Origin of the sequence: Roseburia yibonii (assembly GCF_014297335.1) — a bacterium.
GTDB classification, from domain to species: domain Bacteria; phylum Bacillota; class Clostridia; order Lachnospirales; family Lachnospiraceae; genus Roseburia_D; species Roseburia_D yibonii.
The window spans coordinates 51,892-69,487 of sequence record NZ_JACOQH010000001.1; the positions used below are offsets into that span (position 1 = coordinate 51,892).

Below are 17,596 nucleotides of genomic sequence, written 5' to 3' on the forward strand. Positions count from 1 at the left end.
GCATGGGAATCACCCACACCAATCCTCTTTTTCCTTTTTCTTAATAATATGCTGCCATGTCAAAGACCATCCGGAAGATCCCGACGACACTGTAGATCACACTTCCTGCAACCAGTAAGGAATAGATCACCGTATAAATGATCGGAAATGTTTTCTTTCTTCCTAATATATAGGCACGCCATATGTAATACCCCGGGCGTAAAAAGATCGCGAACAGGATCAGTCCGGTAATCTTGTAGCCAGCCTTGTTAATCTTTACAATGTCAAGTACCAAAAATACGATCATCGCGATCGAGAGCGCAAACGCGATCACGCTGCACGCCACATACCCGCCGGAATAAAGCAGTTCCGGGTATGCTCCGTTATAGTATCCGGAAAACTGCATCACTGACAAAATATCATTTAACATGACAAGCGAAACCACGATCTGCAGAATAAAGATCACAAGCAGCAGATTACAGAAAACATCTTTCACCTGACTTTTCGGCTGCGGTGCCTGCCACTGCGGATTTCCGCCCTGCCAGTACTGCTGCTGCCCCTGCCACTGTCCGTTATTCCACTGTTTGTTATCCCACTGTGGATCTCCCCCTGGATATGGCTGTCCCCCGTTTGTATAATTTCCATCCATAATTCCAAGTCCTCCTTTTATTGTTTGTACTTATCATACTGTTTTTCCATCCCGTTTGCAACTGCTACTTATCGAGCAAAAACTGTGCCATCACATAATTACTGACATCCAGCCCGCGCTCTGTCAGGAAGATCCGCCCATCCTCTTTTCTCAAAAGCTGATCCGCGATCTGCTGCTCTAACACCGGTCCGTAGACAAGTTCCACCGTAAGCCCGAATGTCTGTCGAAAACATTCTGTCGAAATCCCATCGGTCATACGGAGTCCGAGAAACATAAACTCTTCCATCTGGCTCTTTTTGTCCAGCTTTTCCTGCTCGTACGCCAGATAATCTCCGCCAAGATAGTCCGTGAGATCCGTTGTATTATGGAAGCGTTCATTTTCTAGCAGGGAAGCGCTTCCCAGTCCAAATCCAAGATAATTCTCTCTACGCCAGTAACCGATGTTGTGCCGGCACGCATATCCCCTTCTCGCATAATTGGAAATCTCATAGCGCTCATAACCATGCGCCAAAAGCAGTTCCTTCGTCCGCTCATACATCAGGCGTTCTGTTTCCTCCGATGGAAGCATCTGCGGCTTCTCACCCTTCTCACGCAGCAGCTCATCCGCCTCATACTTCTCATAGAAGGGCGTTCCCTCCTCTATGATCAGGCTGTACGCCGAAATATGCTCCGGTTTGAGCGCAAGCACCCGCCGCAGGGTCTGCTCATAACTTTTTAATGTCTGTCCGGGAAGTGCCGCCATCAGATCGATATTAACATTTGAAAATCCTTTTTTGCGGATCAGATCATAGCTTTTTAAAAAGTCCTCATAGGTATGGATCCTGCCAAGTTCCCTTAATTCCGCATCCGAAGCCGACTGCAGTCCAACACTGATCCGGTTGATGCCTGCACTCTTATATATAGAAAGTTTTTCAAACGTAAGTGTCCCCGGATTGCATTCTATTGCTATTTCCGCATCCTTACGCACTTTAAAATTCCGGTGTATCGCATTTAGGATATCCGCGATCCAGCCCGCTTTTAATATAGAAGGCGTTCCACCGCCGAAAAATATGGTTGTCACCTCATAATCCGTACAGCGAACGCCTTTTTGTTCTATTTCAAGCAGCAGATTCCGCACATATTCCTGCTGCGTGTCCGCACCGGCCGGTGCGGACAGAAAATCACAATACTCACATTTTCGGACACAAAACGGAATATGCACATATAATTCCAACGACTTGTCTGCCATTTTTATTCCTCGTCTAATTTCAGCACACTCATGAATGCTTCCTGCGGAATTTCTACATTGCCGACCTGGCGCATCCGCTTCTTTCCTTCTTTCTGCTTTTCGAGCAGCTTCTTCTTTCTGGAAATATCACCACCGTAACACTTGGCAAGCACGTCTTTGCGCATTGCCTTGATCGTTTCACGTGCAATGATCTTTCCACCAACTGCTGCCTGGATCGGAATTTCAAAAAGATGTCTCGGAATCTCTTCTTTTAATTTTTCGCACATCTTTCTTCCGCGCTCATACGCACTGTCCTTAAATACGATAAAGGAAAGCGCATCCACTTCTTCCTTATTGACCAGAATATCCAGCTTCACGAGTTCGGAGCGCACATAGCCCTTCATTTCATAATCAAAGGACGCATATCCTCTGGAACGGGATTTTAACGCATCAAAGAAATCATAGATGATCTCATTTAACGGCAGATCATATTTGATCAGTGCACGCGTTTTTTCAATATATTCCATACTGATATAAACACCGCGGCGCTCCTGACACAGATCCATGATCGCTCCAATGTACTCACTGGTCACCATGATCTCCGCACTCACCATCGGTTCTTCCATATATTCGATCTCAGACGGATCCGGCAGATTGGATGGATTTGTCAGCTCGATCACTTCTCCGTCCGTCTTATGGATCTTGTAGATAACACCCGGTGCCGTTGTAACAAGATCCAGATTAAACTCACGCTCCAGCCGCTCCTGGATGATCTCTAAATGAAGCAGTCCCAAAAAGCCACACCGGAAACCAAATCCAAGTGCGACCGATGTCTCCGGTTCATACTGCAAAGCCGCGTCATTGATCTGAAGTTTCTCGAGTGCATCCCGAAGATCCGGGTATTTTGCGCTGTCTGCCGGATAAAGTCCGCAGTAAACCATCGGATTTACTTTTTTATAGCCAGGAAGTGCCTCCGCACACGGCCGGTCTGCTTCCGTCACCGTATCACCCACGCGTGTCTCACGCACATTCTTGATCCCCGCACAGATATAGCCTACCATTCCAGCACTCAATTCCTCACACGGGATAAACTGACCGGCTCCGAAATAGCCCACTTCCGTCACTTCATCCATCGCGCCTGTCGCCATCAGCTTTATCGTTGTGCCGACCTTTACACAGCCCTCCATGATCCGGCAAAATACAATCACGCCCTTATAGGAATCATAGATTGCATCAAAGATCAGTGCCTTGAGCGGTGCCTCCGGATCTCCCTGTGGTGCCGGGATCCTCGTTACGATCTGTTCTAAAACATCTTCGATATTTAAACCTGTCTTTGCAGAGATACGCGGTGCATCCATCGCCTCTATACCAATGACATCCTCGATCTCCTGCGCAACCTCATCCGGCTGTGCGCTCGGAAGATCGATCTTGTTGATGACCGGAAGCACATCCAGGTCATGATCAAGCGCCAGATAGACATTTGCAAGTGTCTGTGCCTCTACCCCCTGTGCCGCATCTACCACAAGGATTGCTCCATCACACGCCGCAAGGCTTCGCGACACCTCATAGTTAAAATCGACATGCCCCGGGGTATCGATCAGATTAAAGATATACTCTTCTCCGTCTTTTGCTTTATAAATAATGCGCACCGCCTGCGATTTGATCGTAATTCCACGTTCTCTCTCCAGATCCATATTATCAAGTACCTGCGACTGCATTTCACGGCTGGTCAGTGTTCCGGTCATCTCAATGATGCGGTCCGCCAGCGTGGACTTTCCATGGTCAATATGTGCAATGATGCAAAAGTTTCTGATTTTACTCTGATCGATATGTGACATTTATCTCTATTCCTCCGTCTAACTGCAATTCAATGGGTTTATTATAATGCATCAGAGCGGTTTCTTCAACTGATTTTTGTTGTCACAGAAAGGCTCACCTTTCCATTTTTCATAAACTGCTTTCCAGTCATACTCCGGCGCAAATTCTTCTGCCGCCTCGCAGATGGATCGTATCGGTGAAAGATCTTCTTCCAGTTCCTGCGCGATCATCTCCGACGTTTTTCCTTTTTTCAGTTTTGTACAGATCTGTCGAAAAAGCAGCTGTTCTTCCCCGACAAGCCTGCCTTCTTCTCTGCCACGCTCGATTCCGATCGTCACTCCTTCTGTTCTGCCCTGCTCAATCCCGGCTGCTACGCCTTCCTCATAGCTCTGCTGTCCCAGCTGACGCAGGGTCTCTTCCTCATCATATTCAAAGATACACATCTCTATGGCCTCCTCCCTGTATTTTAACAGGAAATCCCGCAGGATCCCTTCCCTGATGCAGGTATCCACCGTATGCTTCACCGCTTCTTCCCGTCCCATGCTCTTTTCACAGGTTCTGAGCCGGTCAACAAACTGCGCGTATTCAAGCAGCGTATGGCACTGTTCCATCAGTTCTTTATTCCTGCCGAGGTTGATATTTAACATCACAACTTTTAATTCCAGTGCCGGATCTTCCTCCGGGTTCATGAACGCGTCGGACAACTTTAACACCTGCCGCTCCGGCTGCATATCCCTTCCGTTATAGAACACGAAAAAGCGAGGTGTCGGTATCTTTACGAGCTGTCTCCCATAAATTGTCCGACCACCGCTCCAGCTGCGCAGCTCCCTTGCCACATAATGCAGGTTGCGAAGCGGAATATTCGGATTATAGGTGCTCTGATGCTCATACAGATCCATGTAAAAATCCATGACGACCGCCAGATCATTTTTCATGTTCATGTAAATAGCGTTTTCCAGTGTCACGACGGTAAGCGCCTCCAGATCGGTGTATGACGTGCCGTTCACTGCGTTATAAAGCCCGAGCAGCTCCTTTTTCTCCCGGAACACCATGCGGAACAGCCTGTCTTTGTAACTGCGGTATACCTGATTTCCTGTTTCTTTTGTTTTGTCCATATTTTATTTTCCTCCTGTTGCCGCAGGAGTAATTTCTTCGAAAACCCCTGCTTTTTGATTGTGGAAAAAGCATGAATTTTCTGAAATAACAAGAATGTTTAGAACCGCCGGATGGCGGACAGACGGACTGTTGTCCGGATAGAAAATATGCTTTTATATATTTATCTTAGCACACGCCGATTCCGGGAACAAATTAAATTATTATAAACTATTGATTCTAAAAAACCGGCGCCCAGACATTTCTGTCCGGGCACCGGTTCTATCTAACTTTCTACTTTTCTTTTTTATTCTAAAAATCCACTTCCGTATCATAGTAGCAGCATTTTAAGAGTTTTTCCATCTCCTCCTGGCTCGGCTGTCTCGGGTTAGAACCGGTACAGGCATCCAGAATTGCATTCGCCGCGATTTCCGGCAGTCTCTCTAAAAATACTTCCTCCGGGACAAATCCCTGCTCAGTCGGATAACTGTCCGCGCCATAATTTTTGATGCAGTGCGGGATGTTCAGTTCATCATTCATACCGCGCAGATACCGGATCAGAAGATCCACTTTCTCATCATCGCTGTTTCCGCCAAGATTCATGTAATCCGCGATCGCACCGTACCGCTTCTTTGCGGTCTCATCTTTTGCGTTGAACGCAATTACTTTCGGCAGATACATCGCGTTCGCAGCTCCATGGATGATATGTGCGCCGTAATCCGCAAATGCGGCGCCGGTCTTATGTGCCATGGAATGTACGATTCCGAGCAGTGCGTTGGAAAATGCCATTCCCGCCAGACACTGCGCATTGTGCATGGAATCTCTCATTTCCATATCTCCATTGTAAGATTTTACCAGATCATTCTGGATCATATGGATCGCATAGAGTGCAAGCGGATCGGTAAAATCGCAGTTTGCCGTGGAAACATATGCCTCGATTGCGTGTGTCATCGCGTCCATTCCGGTGTGCGCCACCAGTTTCTGCGGCATGGTCTCCGCAAGATCCGGGTCAACAATGGCAACGTCCGGTGTGATCTCAAAATCCGCGATCGGATATTTGATTCCTTTTTCATAATCCGTGATAATGGAAAACGCGGTAACTTCCGTTGCCGTTCCAGACGTGGATGAGATTGCGCAGAAGTGTGCTTTCTGGCGCAGTTTCGGAAGCCCGAACACCTTGCACATATCCTCAAATGTCACATCCGGATACTCATATTTGATCCACATTGCTTTTGCTGCGTCGATCGGAGATCCGCCGCCCATCGCAACGATCCAGTCCGGCTGAAATTCCTGCATGACTGCCGCGCCCTTCATAACCGTATCCACAGACGGATCCGGCTCAATGCCTTCAAACAGCTTTACTTCCATACCTGCTTCTTCCAGATATTTCTGCGCTTTTTCAAGGAATCCGAAACGCTTCATCGATCCCCCGCCTACACAGATGATCGCTCTTTTTCCCTCGAAAGTCTTTAACGCCTCAAGCGCGCCTTTTCCGTGGTACAGATCTCTTGGTAATGTAAATCTTGCCATAATAAAAATCCTCCTTCTCCCAGCTTTTTTCTTATTTTCTGGATAAGTCCAGAATAACACATTCCCCATGGAAAAGGAACCGCTTTCCTCTAATTTCCAGTCAGTACACGGTATAAAATATCCGCAAGCGGTTCCATTGCGCTCATCGCCTCATCCACGGTATTCGTCTGCGCCCCGACCTCGACTAAAAGTGTCTTCGGACAGTAATGCATATTATAACGGTATCCCTTCAGATAGATTGACCGCGAGAATCCCGGATAATACTGTTTCGCCTTCAACTGCATCTGCAGCGAGAACGCCAGATTGTCCGAAAGATTCGGGTTGTAGAGGTAGGGGATATCCCCCGTTGCCGTGGTACGGCTTAACCCGTTAAAAAACATGATCGATGCCATCTGCTTTCCATTGACATCCGCAACCAGCCTTGTCGTGTCCGCAACCCCATCACGGTGCAGATCGATCACGACCTCAATGCCCGGATTTTCCGCAAGGATCTGCTCTAACGCCGGCCCCGCCTTCGCATAGGCATGATCTCTGTCATTCACATCGTATTCACCAGTATGATGAAGCACCGAAAGCCCATAGCGCTCCTGTAAAAGTTCGGTCAGATAATTGCCCACTCCGACCACTGTGGTGTTCGGATCCCCCGGCACGGAATCCGCATATCCCTCCTGGGAATGGGTATGGTAGATCAGTATCTGCGGCTGTCCGGTCGGTGCGGCCAACCTCATATCGCGCGCCAGAAGTTCCGATGCGTTTAACTGCTCCCCGGTAATTGTCGTTGTTTTATCTACAACATAAAAATTATGTATTAAATAATCAAAATCATTCAGTTTATCAAGCGGGATATCCGTTTTCGGCGCCTGACTCACCTGAAACTCCACGGTAGTCTGGCTGTTTGCCGCATTCTCCGCAGCCGTTGCCGTCCCGCTGCATCCTCCCGCACCTGCCGTCACGCCGGCTCCCCCATTTTCTTCGTTTAATGCGGTGCCATCTGCCGCATCCGGCTCATCCGAGGCCTCCATGGCAACGATCTCTTCATAGGAAAAATGACTTTCCACCTGCGTTTCATATCCATCTGCCGTATCTATGTATTCCGTAAGCGGAAACGGACGCCCGGAAAGCTCAAGCAATACCTGCGCCGCCGTCTTTTCCGTTCCGTCCTGTTCCATAATATAGCCGATCTGCATCGCGTACTGCCTGGCTGTCTGATGAAACAGCACGCGTTTCCCCTCACTTAGCGCCTGCTCAAAAAGAGTTTGATTCATCCCCTGATCTTTTATATGAAAGCACAAAAATACCATAAAAATCAGAACAGCTGCCGAAGCAAGCTGTCCCATCTTCTTTGTCCTGTCTTTTTGCATGCATCCTGATTCCCCTTTGTCTATCCGAAAATACTATATTATATGCATTCGATTTCTTCTTATGACATGCCCCCGTGTTTTTGGAACGCAAGATTTAACCCCTCCGACAGTGTCAGGCTGATCTGCCGGATCGACTCATCAATGTCCTTTGGTGTCACAAACATCGCATTCAGGGACGGCGAAAGCAGTTCCCGGAAAAGCGCATGTTTCTCGGACTCCTCCAGCGCATTTAAGGAATGTCCGATCCGTTTTAAGTGCTCCGCCTGCGTCATTGCCCCGATCAGACTGCTCATGGTGTCACTCACGATCGTTGCCGCATCGACCACCGTGGGCACTCCGATTGCGATCACCGGTACCCCGATGCTTTCTCTGTTGATCCCGTTTCTGTGGTTTCCGACACCGGATCCCGGATTGATCCCAGCATCTGTGATCTGTATGGTGCGGTTTAAGCGCTTTACACTCCGCGCCGCAAGCGCATCGATCACAAAAATGCAGTCCGGTTTTGTCTCTTTAGCCACCCCCTGCACGATCTCAAGGCTTTCCATACCGGTCTGTGCCATCACGCCCGGCACGATCCCGCTGATCTGGTTTGTGTGTTCCTCCCCTAGCGCGTATGTGCCAAATTCCCGGATCATATGGCGGGTGACAAACAGCTGATCTACCACATTCGGGCCCAACGCATCGGGTGTCACCTCACGGTTTCCAAGTCCCACGACCAAAAGCGACATGTCTTTTTGCTCCAGCGGCACCAGCTCCCGGATGATACGCGCAAGTTCCACTGAAATTTCCTTATGATACTCCTCATCCTCCTCCATCATATTCGGCGCCTCTAACGTGACATACGTTCCTTTTGGTTTTCCCATGCTTTTTGCCCCGTTTTCGGTCTCGATCACGACTTTTGAGATCAGCATGTCCTTTCCTGCTCTCTTTTCCTCCAACACAACACCTTTTATCTCGACGTTGTCTTCCTCAAATTTTTCTCTTGCCTCCAGCGCAAGGTCTGTTCTTATCTCGTACATCTTTTCACCACCTGTATTTTTTGCATATCAATCATCTGTATTTCTATTTTTTACAAAAAAAAACGAAAATATGTATTGACAGATCCTCTTACGAAAGCTACAATATCATAGTATGTTTATATCAGATCGTCCGTGTCCGGCTCTGATATAAGAAAATGATTTTATTTCACAATAATTGGAGGTGTACAGGTTGGCTAACATCAAATCTGCAAAGAAAAGAATTTTAGTAAATGAGACAAAGGCTGCCAGAAATAAGGCAATCAGATCCAGAGTTAAAACATCCATCAAGAAGGTTGAAGCTGCTGTAACAGCAAACGATAAGGCTGCTGCTCAGGCTGCTCTGATCGAAGCAATCGCTGAAATCAACAAGGCTGCTTCCAAGGGTGTATATCATAAAAACAATTCTTCCAGAAAGATTTCCCGTTTAACAAAAGCTGTTAACAAGATCGCTTAATCTGGGATGAACATATGGCAAAAGGCAAATGCTGCTGCTTTTTGCATCGGAATATCTGAATGAAAAAGAAACATCAGTACCGTCATACTGATGTTTCTTTTTTTGTTGTCATGCCATCGTCCCGCTGTACCGGATCAAAAACGTCTCCACTGCCAGCTGGTCTGTCATGCGCCCGGTCTTGGTATCCTCCTCCGCACGCACGCCATCTTCCAGTGCCGCCCGAAGTTCTTTCATCGAAAAGCTTTTCGCCTGCACCAGATTTCTCCTCACCGCGAACTCCGGTATTCCGGCTTTCGACGCGATCGATTTATTATCAAACCCAAGTCTGCGCAGATCTTTCACCTGCATCAGAATATGAAACTGCCTTGTGATCAGAAACAGGATCCGCATGGGCGGTTCCTTCAGTGCCAGCAGATCATAATATAAAGAAAGTGCCTTTTTCTGATTTTTTTCAGCAATGGCATTTACCATCTCAAAGATCTTGCTGGTCGTCTGTCCCACACAGACCGCTTCCACATCCGCAGCCTCGATCACATCTTTTCCCATCGTGTAACAGATCAGCTTTTCCAGCTCTCTGTCAATGTTTTCCATATCTGTTCCGGTACGGCTCAAAAATAGCTGCATGACCGGGGTGGTGATATTGCGTTTTTCCTTTTTTAACCGGCCCAGGATCCAGCGGATCAGGATCTCATCCGTCTGCTTTTTAAATTCCACAACGCTCCCTGTCTTCTGCGCCGCCTTATACATCTTTGAACGCTTATCAATTTCCTCTTCCACAAAAACAAGGCAGGTACTCTCCGGCAGTTCCGGAAGATACGCTGCCAGCTCCTCACAGGAATTTTTAAAAAAGCCGCTGTTCTCGATCAAGATCAGTCTTCGATCCGCGAAAAACGGAAGCGTTTCCGCCAGGTCGATAATGGCTTTGGGATTGGTATCCTTTCCCTCAAATGATGAAAAATTCATCGTATCATCCGAAGCGACCAACGCCTGCTTCAACTTCCGTTTATACTGATGCTTTAAGTATGCTTCCTCCCCAAATAACAGATATACCCTCTTAAATTGTCCGCTTTTAATATCTTCATCAATCGTTTTCATAAAATTTATTTTAGCACAGGATACACTTTTTCTTCAAGCGGCTTTCCATAGTTTTGTACCGCAAAGCCCTCTTTCGTCTTCCTTATTCGGATCCGCCCGCCTTTCATGGTGTAGCAGATCTCTGACGCATACGCTTCCATGTGTGCCACCGCGTCCTTTCCCGGATGTCCGTACCTGTTATTCGCGCCGCACGAAACTACACAGACTTCCGGTGAGAGCACCTTTAAAAAGTCTTCTGAATTGGAATAATTTGAGCCATGATGTGCCGCCTTATAAAAAAACAGCTCCGGCAGCTTTGTTTTCTCTGTAAGCCATTCTTCTTCTGCCTTTGAAATATCACCGGTAAAAAGACCACGGAACCCTTCTGTCTCATACAATAACACCATCGAACCGGCATTGGCATCCTCCACCGGATAATCTGCGGTTGGAAAAATACAGGTGATCCGGTCATTTTTCGTCCGCAGACTCTCCTTTGCTTTTAAATAGCATATCATAATTCCGTTTCTTTCAATCTCTTCCTCCAATTTTTCAAGGGAAGCATCCCGGTATCCATATTCCGGAAACACAACAGTCCCGATCGGGTAATCCAGCTGCAGGATCTCTTCCAGCCCATTGATATGATCTGCATCCGTATGGCTGACGAACCAGTAATCGATCCGCCTCACGCCTTTCGCTTTTAAAAACGGCAGGATCCGGTATGTGCCAACGCCGGACACACTGCTGCTGCCGCCATCGAAAAACATTGATATGCCATCGCTCGTGCAAAGATAAATGCCATCTCCCTGTCCGACATCCAAAACATCGATCTCCATCTGCTTTTTATGAGGAAAAAGCAGGATCCCAACGAGCAGCACCATGCCGCCACCCAGACACAGCCGTTTCCGCATCCCGGTACTTTTTTGTCCTTCTGTCCGCTTCCCTGCAGAAAAGAGCAGCACTGCAAGCAGGCCGTAATAAACGATCAGCCGCGCTCTCCCCGGACTTCCCGTGATCCATTGCGCACATGGAAGCGCCAGAAAGGCGCCACACACTTTTTCATAGAATAACAGTAAAAGATCGGGCAGCCACAGAATCAAATGCGCAAGCCTGGGCACTGCGGTACCAAGGATCCCGCCGATCAGTCCGCATCCCAACACGACTCCCATAAACGGAAGCAGGATCAGATTGATCCATACCGCATAGACCGGGATCTCATAATAAAAACTGCATACAAGCGGAAGCGTCATAAGCTGGATCCCTGCGCTGGTCAAAATATTTTTTAGCAGTGCATGTTCCGGCAAAAATCCGGCTGCCAATGCCTTTCCAGCGACAACTACACCCGTGACCGCCGCAAATGAGAACAAAAATCCGGGGTAAAAAAGCAGAAACGGATTTCCGCCAAGCAACAGCACCCCGGCTGCCGCAAGCGCCGTAAGCGAATCGTAGCTTCTCCCCATGCCATCCGCCGCAAGCAGGAAAAGAAACATCAAAAACGCCCGCCTGGCAGATACATCAAAGCCACTCATATACGCAAAACAAAATACCAGACTTCCCGCAAAAAGCCCTGCTCCACGATAGGTTCCACCCCGTTTTTTTAGGAAGCGGTAAGACGTCAGCCCGATGACCGACAAGTGCAGACCCGAAACACAGAGCACATGCGAGAGCCCGGACTTCTGATACATGGTTTTTATCTCTGAATCCAGCTGCGACTTGTCCCCGAGCACCATCCCCATCATCACACCGGCATTCTGCGGCGACATTTCTTTTTGATAGACACTCTTTAAGCGCTCCGCGAGTGCAAAAAGTTTCTCCGCAAACCAGTTCGTTTCTCCATAGATTCCAAGCAGCTTTGCCTGTTTTACCTTAAAATCAATCTGCTTTGCCCGGTAATAGGCCTTTTCATTAAAATTTCCTTCATTGCGCGCCTCCGAGAGCGGATACAGCACGCCTTTTACTACAATGGTTTTCCCGATCGGATACTGACCGGTGTCGAAATATACTAAGATATGATTACAAGAATAATTGACTGATTTCACCTGAAAGATACAATCTTTCAGATAGAGGACTGTCTGATCGTCTGTTACTTCTTTTCTGTAGATCCTGCCCTGACACGCCACAGGCTGCTTTTCCCCGATATACGCCTGATACGCCGCTATTTTGGTAAGCTCTCTGTCTGTCACCCGCATACCGGTAAGAAGCATCGCAAGAAACGCGCCACCCTGGATCAGCATGCGGGCAAACCGCCGTTTTCGGATCAGTTCAAAAGAAGCCATCACAGACAGGATCCCTGCCGCAAGCAGGATGTATTTTTCTTTTGTAAGCATATAACCCACTCCAAATACAAAGCCTGCCGCCGCCTGACACAATGGCCGTCTATTCAGTTTCGGTCTCCTCCTCCTTCTCTCCGGTGAGATAATCCAGATTCCGGTCGTACAGCGTATCAAACGCGTAATCATCCCGGTACTTTCCCTTGGTATCTCCGTTTACCGCTATCTGCACTTTACTGACGTAAGAAAGTTCCGAAAGGGAATCCACGATCGAATAGATGACCACCGGTTCTTTGATCTCATAATTCTGATTCAGAAATCCCTCATCAAAATTGACATAGCAGACACCATCCACTGTGGAAACACTGACTAACTTGGTTCCCTGCGGGATCGCAGACTGCTCTCCCTCCTCAAGCGGGCCCTCAAGCAGCCGCTCCACGACCAGTTTCTCCATGGAAATATTGCTGCTGTAATGCACTTTCTGTGTTTCACGCACAAGACCGTCTCCCGCCATATTCGCAAAATACAGCGTGATCGTTGCTTCCTGGATGGAATTGATCTGCTCACCCGGATTTTCCACAAAACTGTCATTGGTCATGACTCCGACTACATTTCCGTTTTTATCGGTGAGCGGTGCCCCATCCACATAAAAAGACACGCAGGAAATATCCTTTAACTGTGTCACCGTGCGGACTACCGCCGCCCTGCACAAGACCTCCGTCATGGCATCCATATGCAGATAATTTCCATCAAATCCGATCGACAGCTGCTCCCCGGACAACTCATACTCTGTCACCGTCACATCCGCCGGTATCGTCCGTTTGACATCGACTGCCCCGGTATCCTCCTGCAGCGCGGCAATCAGTTCCCTCATCTGCCCTTCACTGTCCTGCGCCTGCATTTCATAGTCCCGTCCTACAATCTTGGTTCCGTCTTTATTGATATAATAGATCTGATAACCGTTCTGCTGCTCCGCGTTCTCTCCCTTTCTGCCGCATCCGCAGAGTAAGAGAAGAAAGAGCAAAAACAATAATCCTGTCTTTTTCACATTTTTCTCCCTTTATGCAATGTAATTTAACGGAAGTCTGACATTAAAGATTGTTCCCTCTCCGACCGTACTGAATACTTTGATCGCTCCACGGTGCATCAGGATCGCATTCTGCGTGATCGCAAGTCCCAGTCCTGTTCCACCGATCTCTCTCGAATGGGATTTATCCACCCGGTAAAAACGTTCGTAAATATGTTCTAAGGATTCCTCCGGAATTCCGATCCCGGAATCCGATACCTTCAAATAACAGAACTGATGATCCGCATTGAGTGATACATGTACCCATCCGTCCGGTTTATTATACTTGATCCCGTTTTCAATAAGATTGGTGATCGCAAGTGTGATCTTGACCTCATCGACCTCGGCAGTTACCGGCCGGAAACTCTCAAGCACCAGATCCACATGCTGCTTCTCCGCGATCGGACGCAGCCGCTTTAAGATCTGCTCCAAGAGCTCATTCATATTGACCTGGGATATGTTTAAATCTGCCGCCGATTTATCCATTTTGACCAGCGAAAGCAGATCATTGATGATCTTGGTCTCCCGCTCGATCTCACCACCGATATCCTGCATAAATTCCCGATACAGCTCGATCGGCACATCTTCCTGCCCGTTTAATGAATCCGCAAGTACCTTCATCGAAGTCAGCGGTGTCTTTAATTCATGGGAGACATTGGATACGAACTCCTGTCTGGAATCGTCAAGCACCTTCATCCGCGCAGTCAGTTCGTTAAACTTGGTCGATATCTCCTGCGTTTCCGAAAAATCATCCACTTTAAGGTCACTGCTGCCATATCCGGTCTGGATCTCCTCGATGGATTTTGATATCTTAAGAAACGGTCTGGTCAGACATCCTGCCAGAAATACCGCTACTGCCAGGATCACCAGCGCGCTGATCACCTGTATCGTCAGAATACTGGTCTTTAAATAATCCAGGTTGGAAAGAATGCTGTCCGTTGACACACTTACAAGCATCACACCGACCACATCCTTGGTCCCGGCATCCGTAAGCGGGATCGTCATCTCGATATAACGGTTTTCCGAATCGTAGTTCGACATTTCCTTTCCGTAAAAACTCTGCATGACTTCCTCGGAAATGATCGTCTTATCCTGATCCAATCCATAGGTATCCTTCACGATCCGGAACGTATCATCGATCAGGATCACTCTGCCGTCATAGATCGTAGAAAGCTGGTCTAACTGCGCATTGATCACTTCCGATGTACTGTTGTGCAGATAATCGTCTGCCACCACGCGGTTCGCCAAAATCTTTGCCTGACTTAAAATATCAATGCTCCGGTTGGAAACCGCCTTTTTTTCATAGGCCTGAAGCATTCCCGCCCGAAGCAGGATCCCCGGCAGAATGCCAAAAAGCAGAAACAGTATGATAAGCCGGAACTTCAGGCTTTTAAAAAATGTCACAATCTTTTTCTTCGTCATCTTCTGGTTCCTCTGCCATTATCCCTGATAATAATAGCCTACGCCCCATTTGGTGTGTACATATTTCGGTTCACTCGGATTTTTTTCAATCTTTTCACGCAGTCTGCGCACATGCACGTCCACCGTTCGCACATCGCCCGGATACTCATATCCCCAGACAATGTTCAAAAGATTTTCTCTGCTGTACACTTTGCCCGGATTCATCACAAGCAGCTCTAAAAGGTCGAACTCTTTTGCGGTCAGATTGATCTCTTTTCCAAGGATAAAAAGCCGTCTGCTCTCACCGTCTAATTTCAGGTCTCCGCTTTCTATGACTTTTACCGCTTCTTCCTTTTCGCGCTTTCCGGATGTTCTGCGCATGATCGCCTTGATACGCGCCTTGACCTCAAGGATATTAAACGGTTTTGTGATATAGTCATCGGCACCGTAATCCAGTCCGAGGATCTTATCCATATCGTCTCCCTTTGCGGTCAGCATTACGATCGGCACATCCGAGAATCCCCGGATCTGCTGGCACACCTCAAACCCGTCCATCTTGGGGAGCATGATGTCCAGAAGGATCATATCATACTGATTCTCCGTTGCCAGCTTTAGCGCTTCCTCACCGTCATACGCACATTCCACTTCCATTCCGTCCTGTTCCAGACTGAACCGGATTCCCTTCACGATCAATTTTTCGTCATCTACTACAAGAACTTTCTTCGCCATTTTCCCACCTCAGTTGACTGCGATACTGTCTTTGATTTTTGAAAAGACACCTTCTTTGATGCCCTCTATTTTTTTGATATCTTCTATCGAAGAAAAACCGCCGTTTTTCTCCCGGTATGCAATGATACTGTCCGCTTTCGTTTCTCCGATCCCGGGCAGCGTCATAAGCTGTGTCTTTGTCGCAGTGTTGAGATCAACACGCCCGTCTGCCGTATCGCTCTTTTGCGTGTCATCTTTCTGTACCTGCTCATTCTGCATTTCTTCTTCCGTCAGAACAACGATCATCTGTCCGTCGTGTATCTCTTCCGCCTGATTCAGGCTCTCGTATGCCGCGTTTTCCTGCATACCGCCTGCCGCCGCGACCGCCTCACAGATCCGGCTCCCGCCAGGAAGCACATAGACTCCCGGTGTGACAACCGCACCGCATACATACACGGCGCATTCTGTATCCTGCTCCGCTTTCTCCTGCCCGGTATCCTGCCCCATGCTTTGTTCCACGCGCTCAGCCGCTTCTGTTTCTTCCTCCGTGGAGAGATATACTTTCTCTGTTTTTCCGCATCCGGTGATCACCATCAGCCACAGCGAGATCACGATCCAGACCGTTTTCTTTTTTCTTCTGCACTCTTTTGTTTGCATAAACATTGCTCCTTCATAATCTTATTTATGAAAGAGTTCCTCAATGTCCGACTATCCTATATTCTAACGAAATTTTGCCGTTATGACAAGTACATGTTTCTTAAATATTCCTAAACCGGCGCTCCATTCCAGACCGCTGTCATCCTGTTTTTCAGTTCCCGCAGAAAATCTTCCACATCCATCGTATTTGGAATCGATACCGAATTCTCATATGCATTATAAATGATACGGCTCGTTTCATCGGTGATCACGCTTCCCTTTACCGGGACATGCCCCGTCTGCGCTTCAAAATCTCCCATTGCCTCCGTCGTAACATAAGACGCGAAATCCGCCGCCTTTTTTTCTTTTTCCGTAAACGCATTGACCACAAGAAGTTCTGTGTAGGAACCGCCGCGCATGGAAAGCGTATCATTCATGGCAGGCAGTGCCGCCACCTGACAGGTATCACCATTTACCGCTCCAAGATCCCAGGAATCAATGATCGCGGAGAGTGTGGCACCGGAATTAAAATCGTCCAGCACCTGTTTTCTTGTCATCGTTTCCGTGTCCAGATCGATGGTCTCCGTCAGTCCGCCGAAAAAGGCAAGTTCCTCTGCGTAACGCGCTTCGTCTGTCGTCACGGAAAGCTTTCCCATATCGTTTTCGTCAAACGAAAAGCTTTCCCCGACAAACGGGAAATCATAAAATTCATCCGCCACATTCCACTCGATCAGATTTCCGGCGATCAGACCGAGTTCGTCATTCTGCGCCATCGCAAAAATCTGTTCCACGCTTGCCGGTGCCGTGGCAAAGACATCGGAACGGTATACAAAAACCGGTGTGTGGAAAGTAAGCGGGTATGCATACATTTTTCCACCACAAGAAGATGCAGTCACTGCATTTCCCGCGTCATCCGCGCGAAACACATCTGCATCTTCATTTTCTGCCGCCAGTCCATATAAGTACGCTTTTCCAAGAGAATCATTCTGAATCATGTAGATGTCGGGATATCCCGCGTCATCCATTGAGGTCTGGTAAATACTCTCCACAAATCCCAGACTGTCCTTTAAGACCACATCTACCGCAATGCCGCTCTCTTCATAATACTTTTTCGCACAGTCATACAGATAACCGGTCATGCTATCGTCCGTATACCATAACGTAAGTTCCGGCTGTGCCTGTTCATACTCCGCCGTCTCTTTTTCTTCCTGCGGTGCGGACGCCTTTTCCCCGTCCGCCACCGCAATGCCCGCCATACCGGCAAGGCAGATCAAAAGCACGGTTACAGAAAGCAGTTTCTTATTCTGTTTTTCCATCCTATTTCTCTCTTCTCAT

At 47.9% G+C, this 17,596-nt stretch carries 15 protein-coding genes; 1 reads left to right on the forward strand and 14 read right to left on the reverse strand.

Going from position 1 to position 17,596, the window contains the following annotated elements; translation table 11 throughout:
- Positions 1 to 40: 40 nt before the first annotated feature.
- The 7 genes from H8Z76_RS00250 to gpr form a co-directional block, all read right to left on the reverse strand.
- Complete coding sequence (locus H8Z76_RS00250) at positions 41 to 628, reverse strand: hypothetical protein (RefSeq protein ID WP_186981327.1); 588 nt, start codon at positions 626 to 628, stop codon at positions 41 to 43.
- 64 nt (positions 629 to 692) lie between these two features.
- Entirely contained in the window at positions 693 to 1,856 is a 1,164-nt protein-coding gene (gene hemW / locus H8Z76_RS00255) for a radical SAM family heme chaperone HemW (RefSeq protein WP_186981328.1), read from the reverse strand.
- A gap of 2 nt (positions 1,857 to 1,858) precedes the next feature.
- Positions 1,859 to 3,673 carry a translation elongation factor 4 gene (lepA, locus tag H8Z76_RS00260; protein WP_022514384.1) on the reverse strand — a complete coding sequence of 605 codons (1,815 nt, stop codon included), beginning with the start codon at positions 3,671 to 3,673 and terminating at the stop codon, positions 1,859 to 1,861.
- A gap of 51 nt (positions 3,674 to 3,724) precedes the next feature.
- Positions 3,725 to 4,768 (reverse strand): RpnC/YadD family protein, encoded by a 1,044-nt coding sequence (locus tag H8Z76_RS00265; RefSeq protein ID WP_186981329.1) that lies wholly within the window; start codon positions 4,766 to 4,768, stop codon positions 3,725 to 3,727.
- 289 nt (positions 4,769 to 5,057) lie between these two features.
- Positions 5,058 to 6,275, reverse strand: coding sequence for an iron-containing alcohol dehydrogenase (locus H8Z76_RS00270; RefSeq protein WP_147619111.1), 1,218 nt, complete (start codon positions 6,273 to 6,275; stop codon positions 5,058 to 5,060).
- A gap of 89 nt (positions 6,276 to 6,364) precedes the next feature.
- Positions 6,365 to 7,636: a stage II sporulation protein P gene (gene spoIIP, locus H8Z76_RS00275; protein WP_243240367.1), complete on the reverse strand. Its 1,272-nt coding sequence runs from the start codon at positions 7,634 to 7,636 to the stop codon at positions 6,365 to 6,367.
- 59 nt (positions 7,637 to 7,695) lie between these two features.
- Positions 7,696 to 8,655, reverse strand: coding sequence for a GPR endopeptidase (gpr, locus tag H8Z76_RS00280; protein WP_147619112.1), 960 nt, complete (start codon positions 8,653 to 8,655; stop codon positions 7,696 to 7,698).
- 190 nt (positions 8,656 to 8,845) lie between these two features.
- Here gpr and rpsT point away from each other — a divergent pair, with 190 nt between their 5' ends.
- Positions 8,846 to 9,109, forward strand: a complete 264-nt coding sequence (gene rpsT, locus H8Z76_RS00285; RefSeq protein ID WP_022516031.1) for a 30S ribosomal protein S20 — start codon at positions 8,846 to 8,848, stop codon at positions 9,107 to 9,109.
- Between the two features lie 108 nt (positions 9,110 to 9,217).
- Here the strand turns inward: rpsT and holA are convergent, their stop codons facing one another.
- The 7 genes from holA to H8Z76_RS00320 all read right to left on the reverse strand — a co-directional run bounded on the left by holA (position 9,218) and on the right by H8Z76_RS00320 (position 17,577).
- The gene (gene holA, locus H8Z76_RS00290) at positions 9,218 to 10,204 is read right to left on the reverse strand and encodes a DNA polymerase III subunit delta (RefSeq protein WP_022516030.1); all 987 of its coding nucleotides are present in this window, start codon (positions 10,202 to 10,204) and stop codon (positions 9,218 to 9,220) included.
- A 5-nt stretch (positions 10,205 to 10,209) separates the two neighbouring features.
- Entirely contained in the window at positions 10,210 to 12,507 is a 2,298-nt protein-coding gene (locus H8Z76_RS00295; protein ID WP_186981330.1) for a DNA internalization-related competence protein ComEC/Rec2, read from the reverse strand.
- A 49-nt stretch (positions 12,508 to 12,556) separates the two neighbouring features.
- Positions 12,557 to 13,498 carry a GerMN domain-containing protein gene (locus H8Z76_RS00300; RefSeq protein WP_147619116.1) on the reverse strand — a complete coding sequence of 314 codons (942 nt, stop codon included), beginning with the start codon at positions 13,496 to 13,498 and terminating at the stop codon, positions 12,557 to 12,559.
- Between the two features lie 12 nt (positions 13,499 to 13,510).
- Positions 13,511 to 14,938, reverse strand: a complete 1,428-nt coding sequence (locus H8Z76_RS00305; RefSeq protein ID WP_186981331.1) for a sensor histidine kinase — start codon at positions 14,936 to 14,938, stop codon at positions 13,511 to 13,513.
- 18 nt (positions 14,939 to 14,956) lie between these two features.
- Positions 14,957 to 15,646 carry a response regulator transcription factor gene (locus tag H8Z76_RS00310; protein WP_022516026.1) on the reverse strand — a complete coding sequence of 230 codons (690 nt, stop codon included), beginning with the start codon at positions 15,644 to 15,646 and terminating at the stop codon, positions 14,957 to 14,959.
- Positions 15,647 to 15,655: 9 nt separating this feature from the next.
- The gene (locus H8Z76_RS00315; protein WP_186981332.1) at positions 15,656 to 16,282 is read right to left on the reverse strand and encodes a helix-hairpin-helix domain-containing protein; all 627 of its coding nucleotides are present in this window, start codon (positions 16,280 to 16,282) and stop codon (positions 15,656 to 15,658) included.
- Between the two features lie 110 nt (positions 16,283 to 16,392).
- Entirely contained in the window at positions 16,393 to 17,577 is a 1,185-nt protein-coding gene (locus H8Z76_RS00320; RefSeq protein WP_186981333.1) for a type 2 periplasmic-binding domain-containing protein, read from the reverse strand.
- Positions 17,578 to 17,596: the final 19 nt, after the last annotated feature.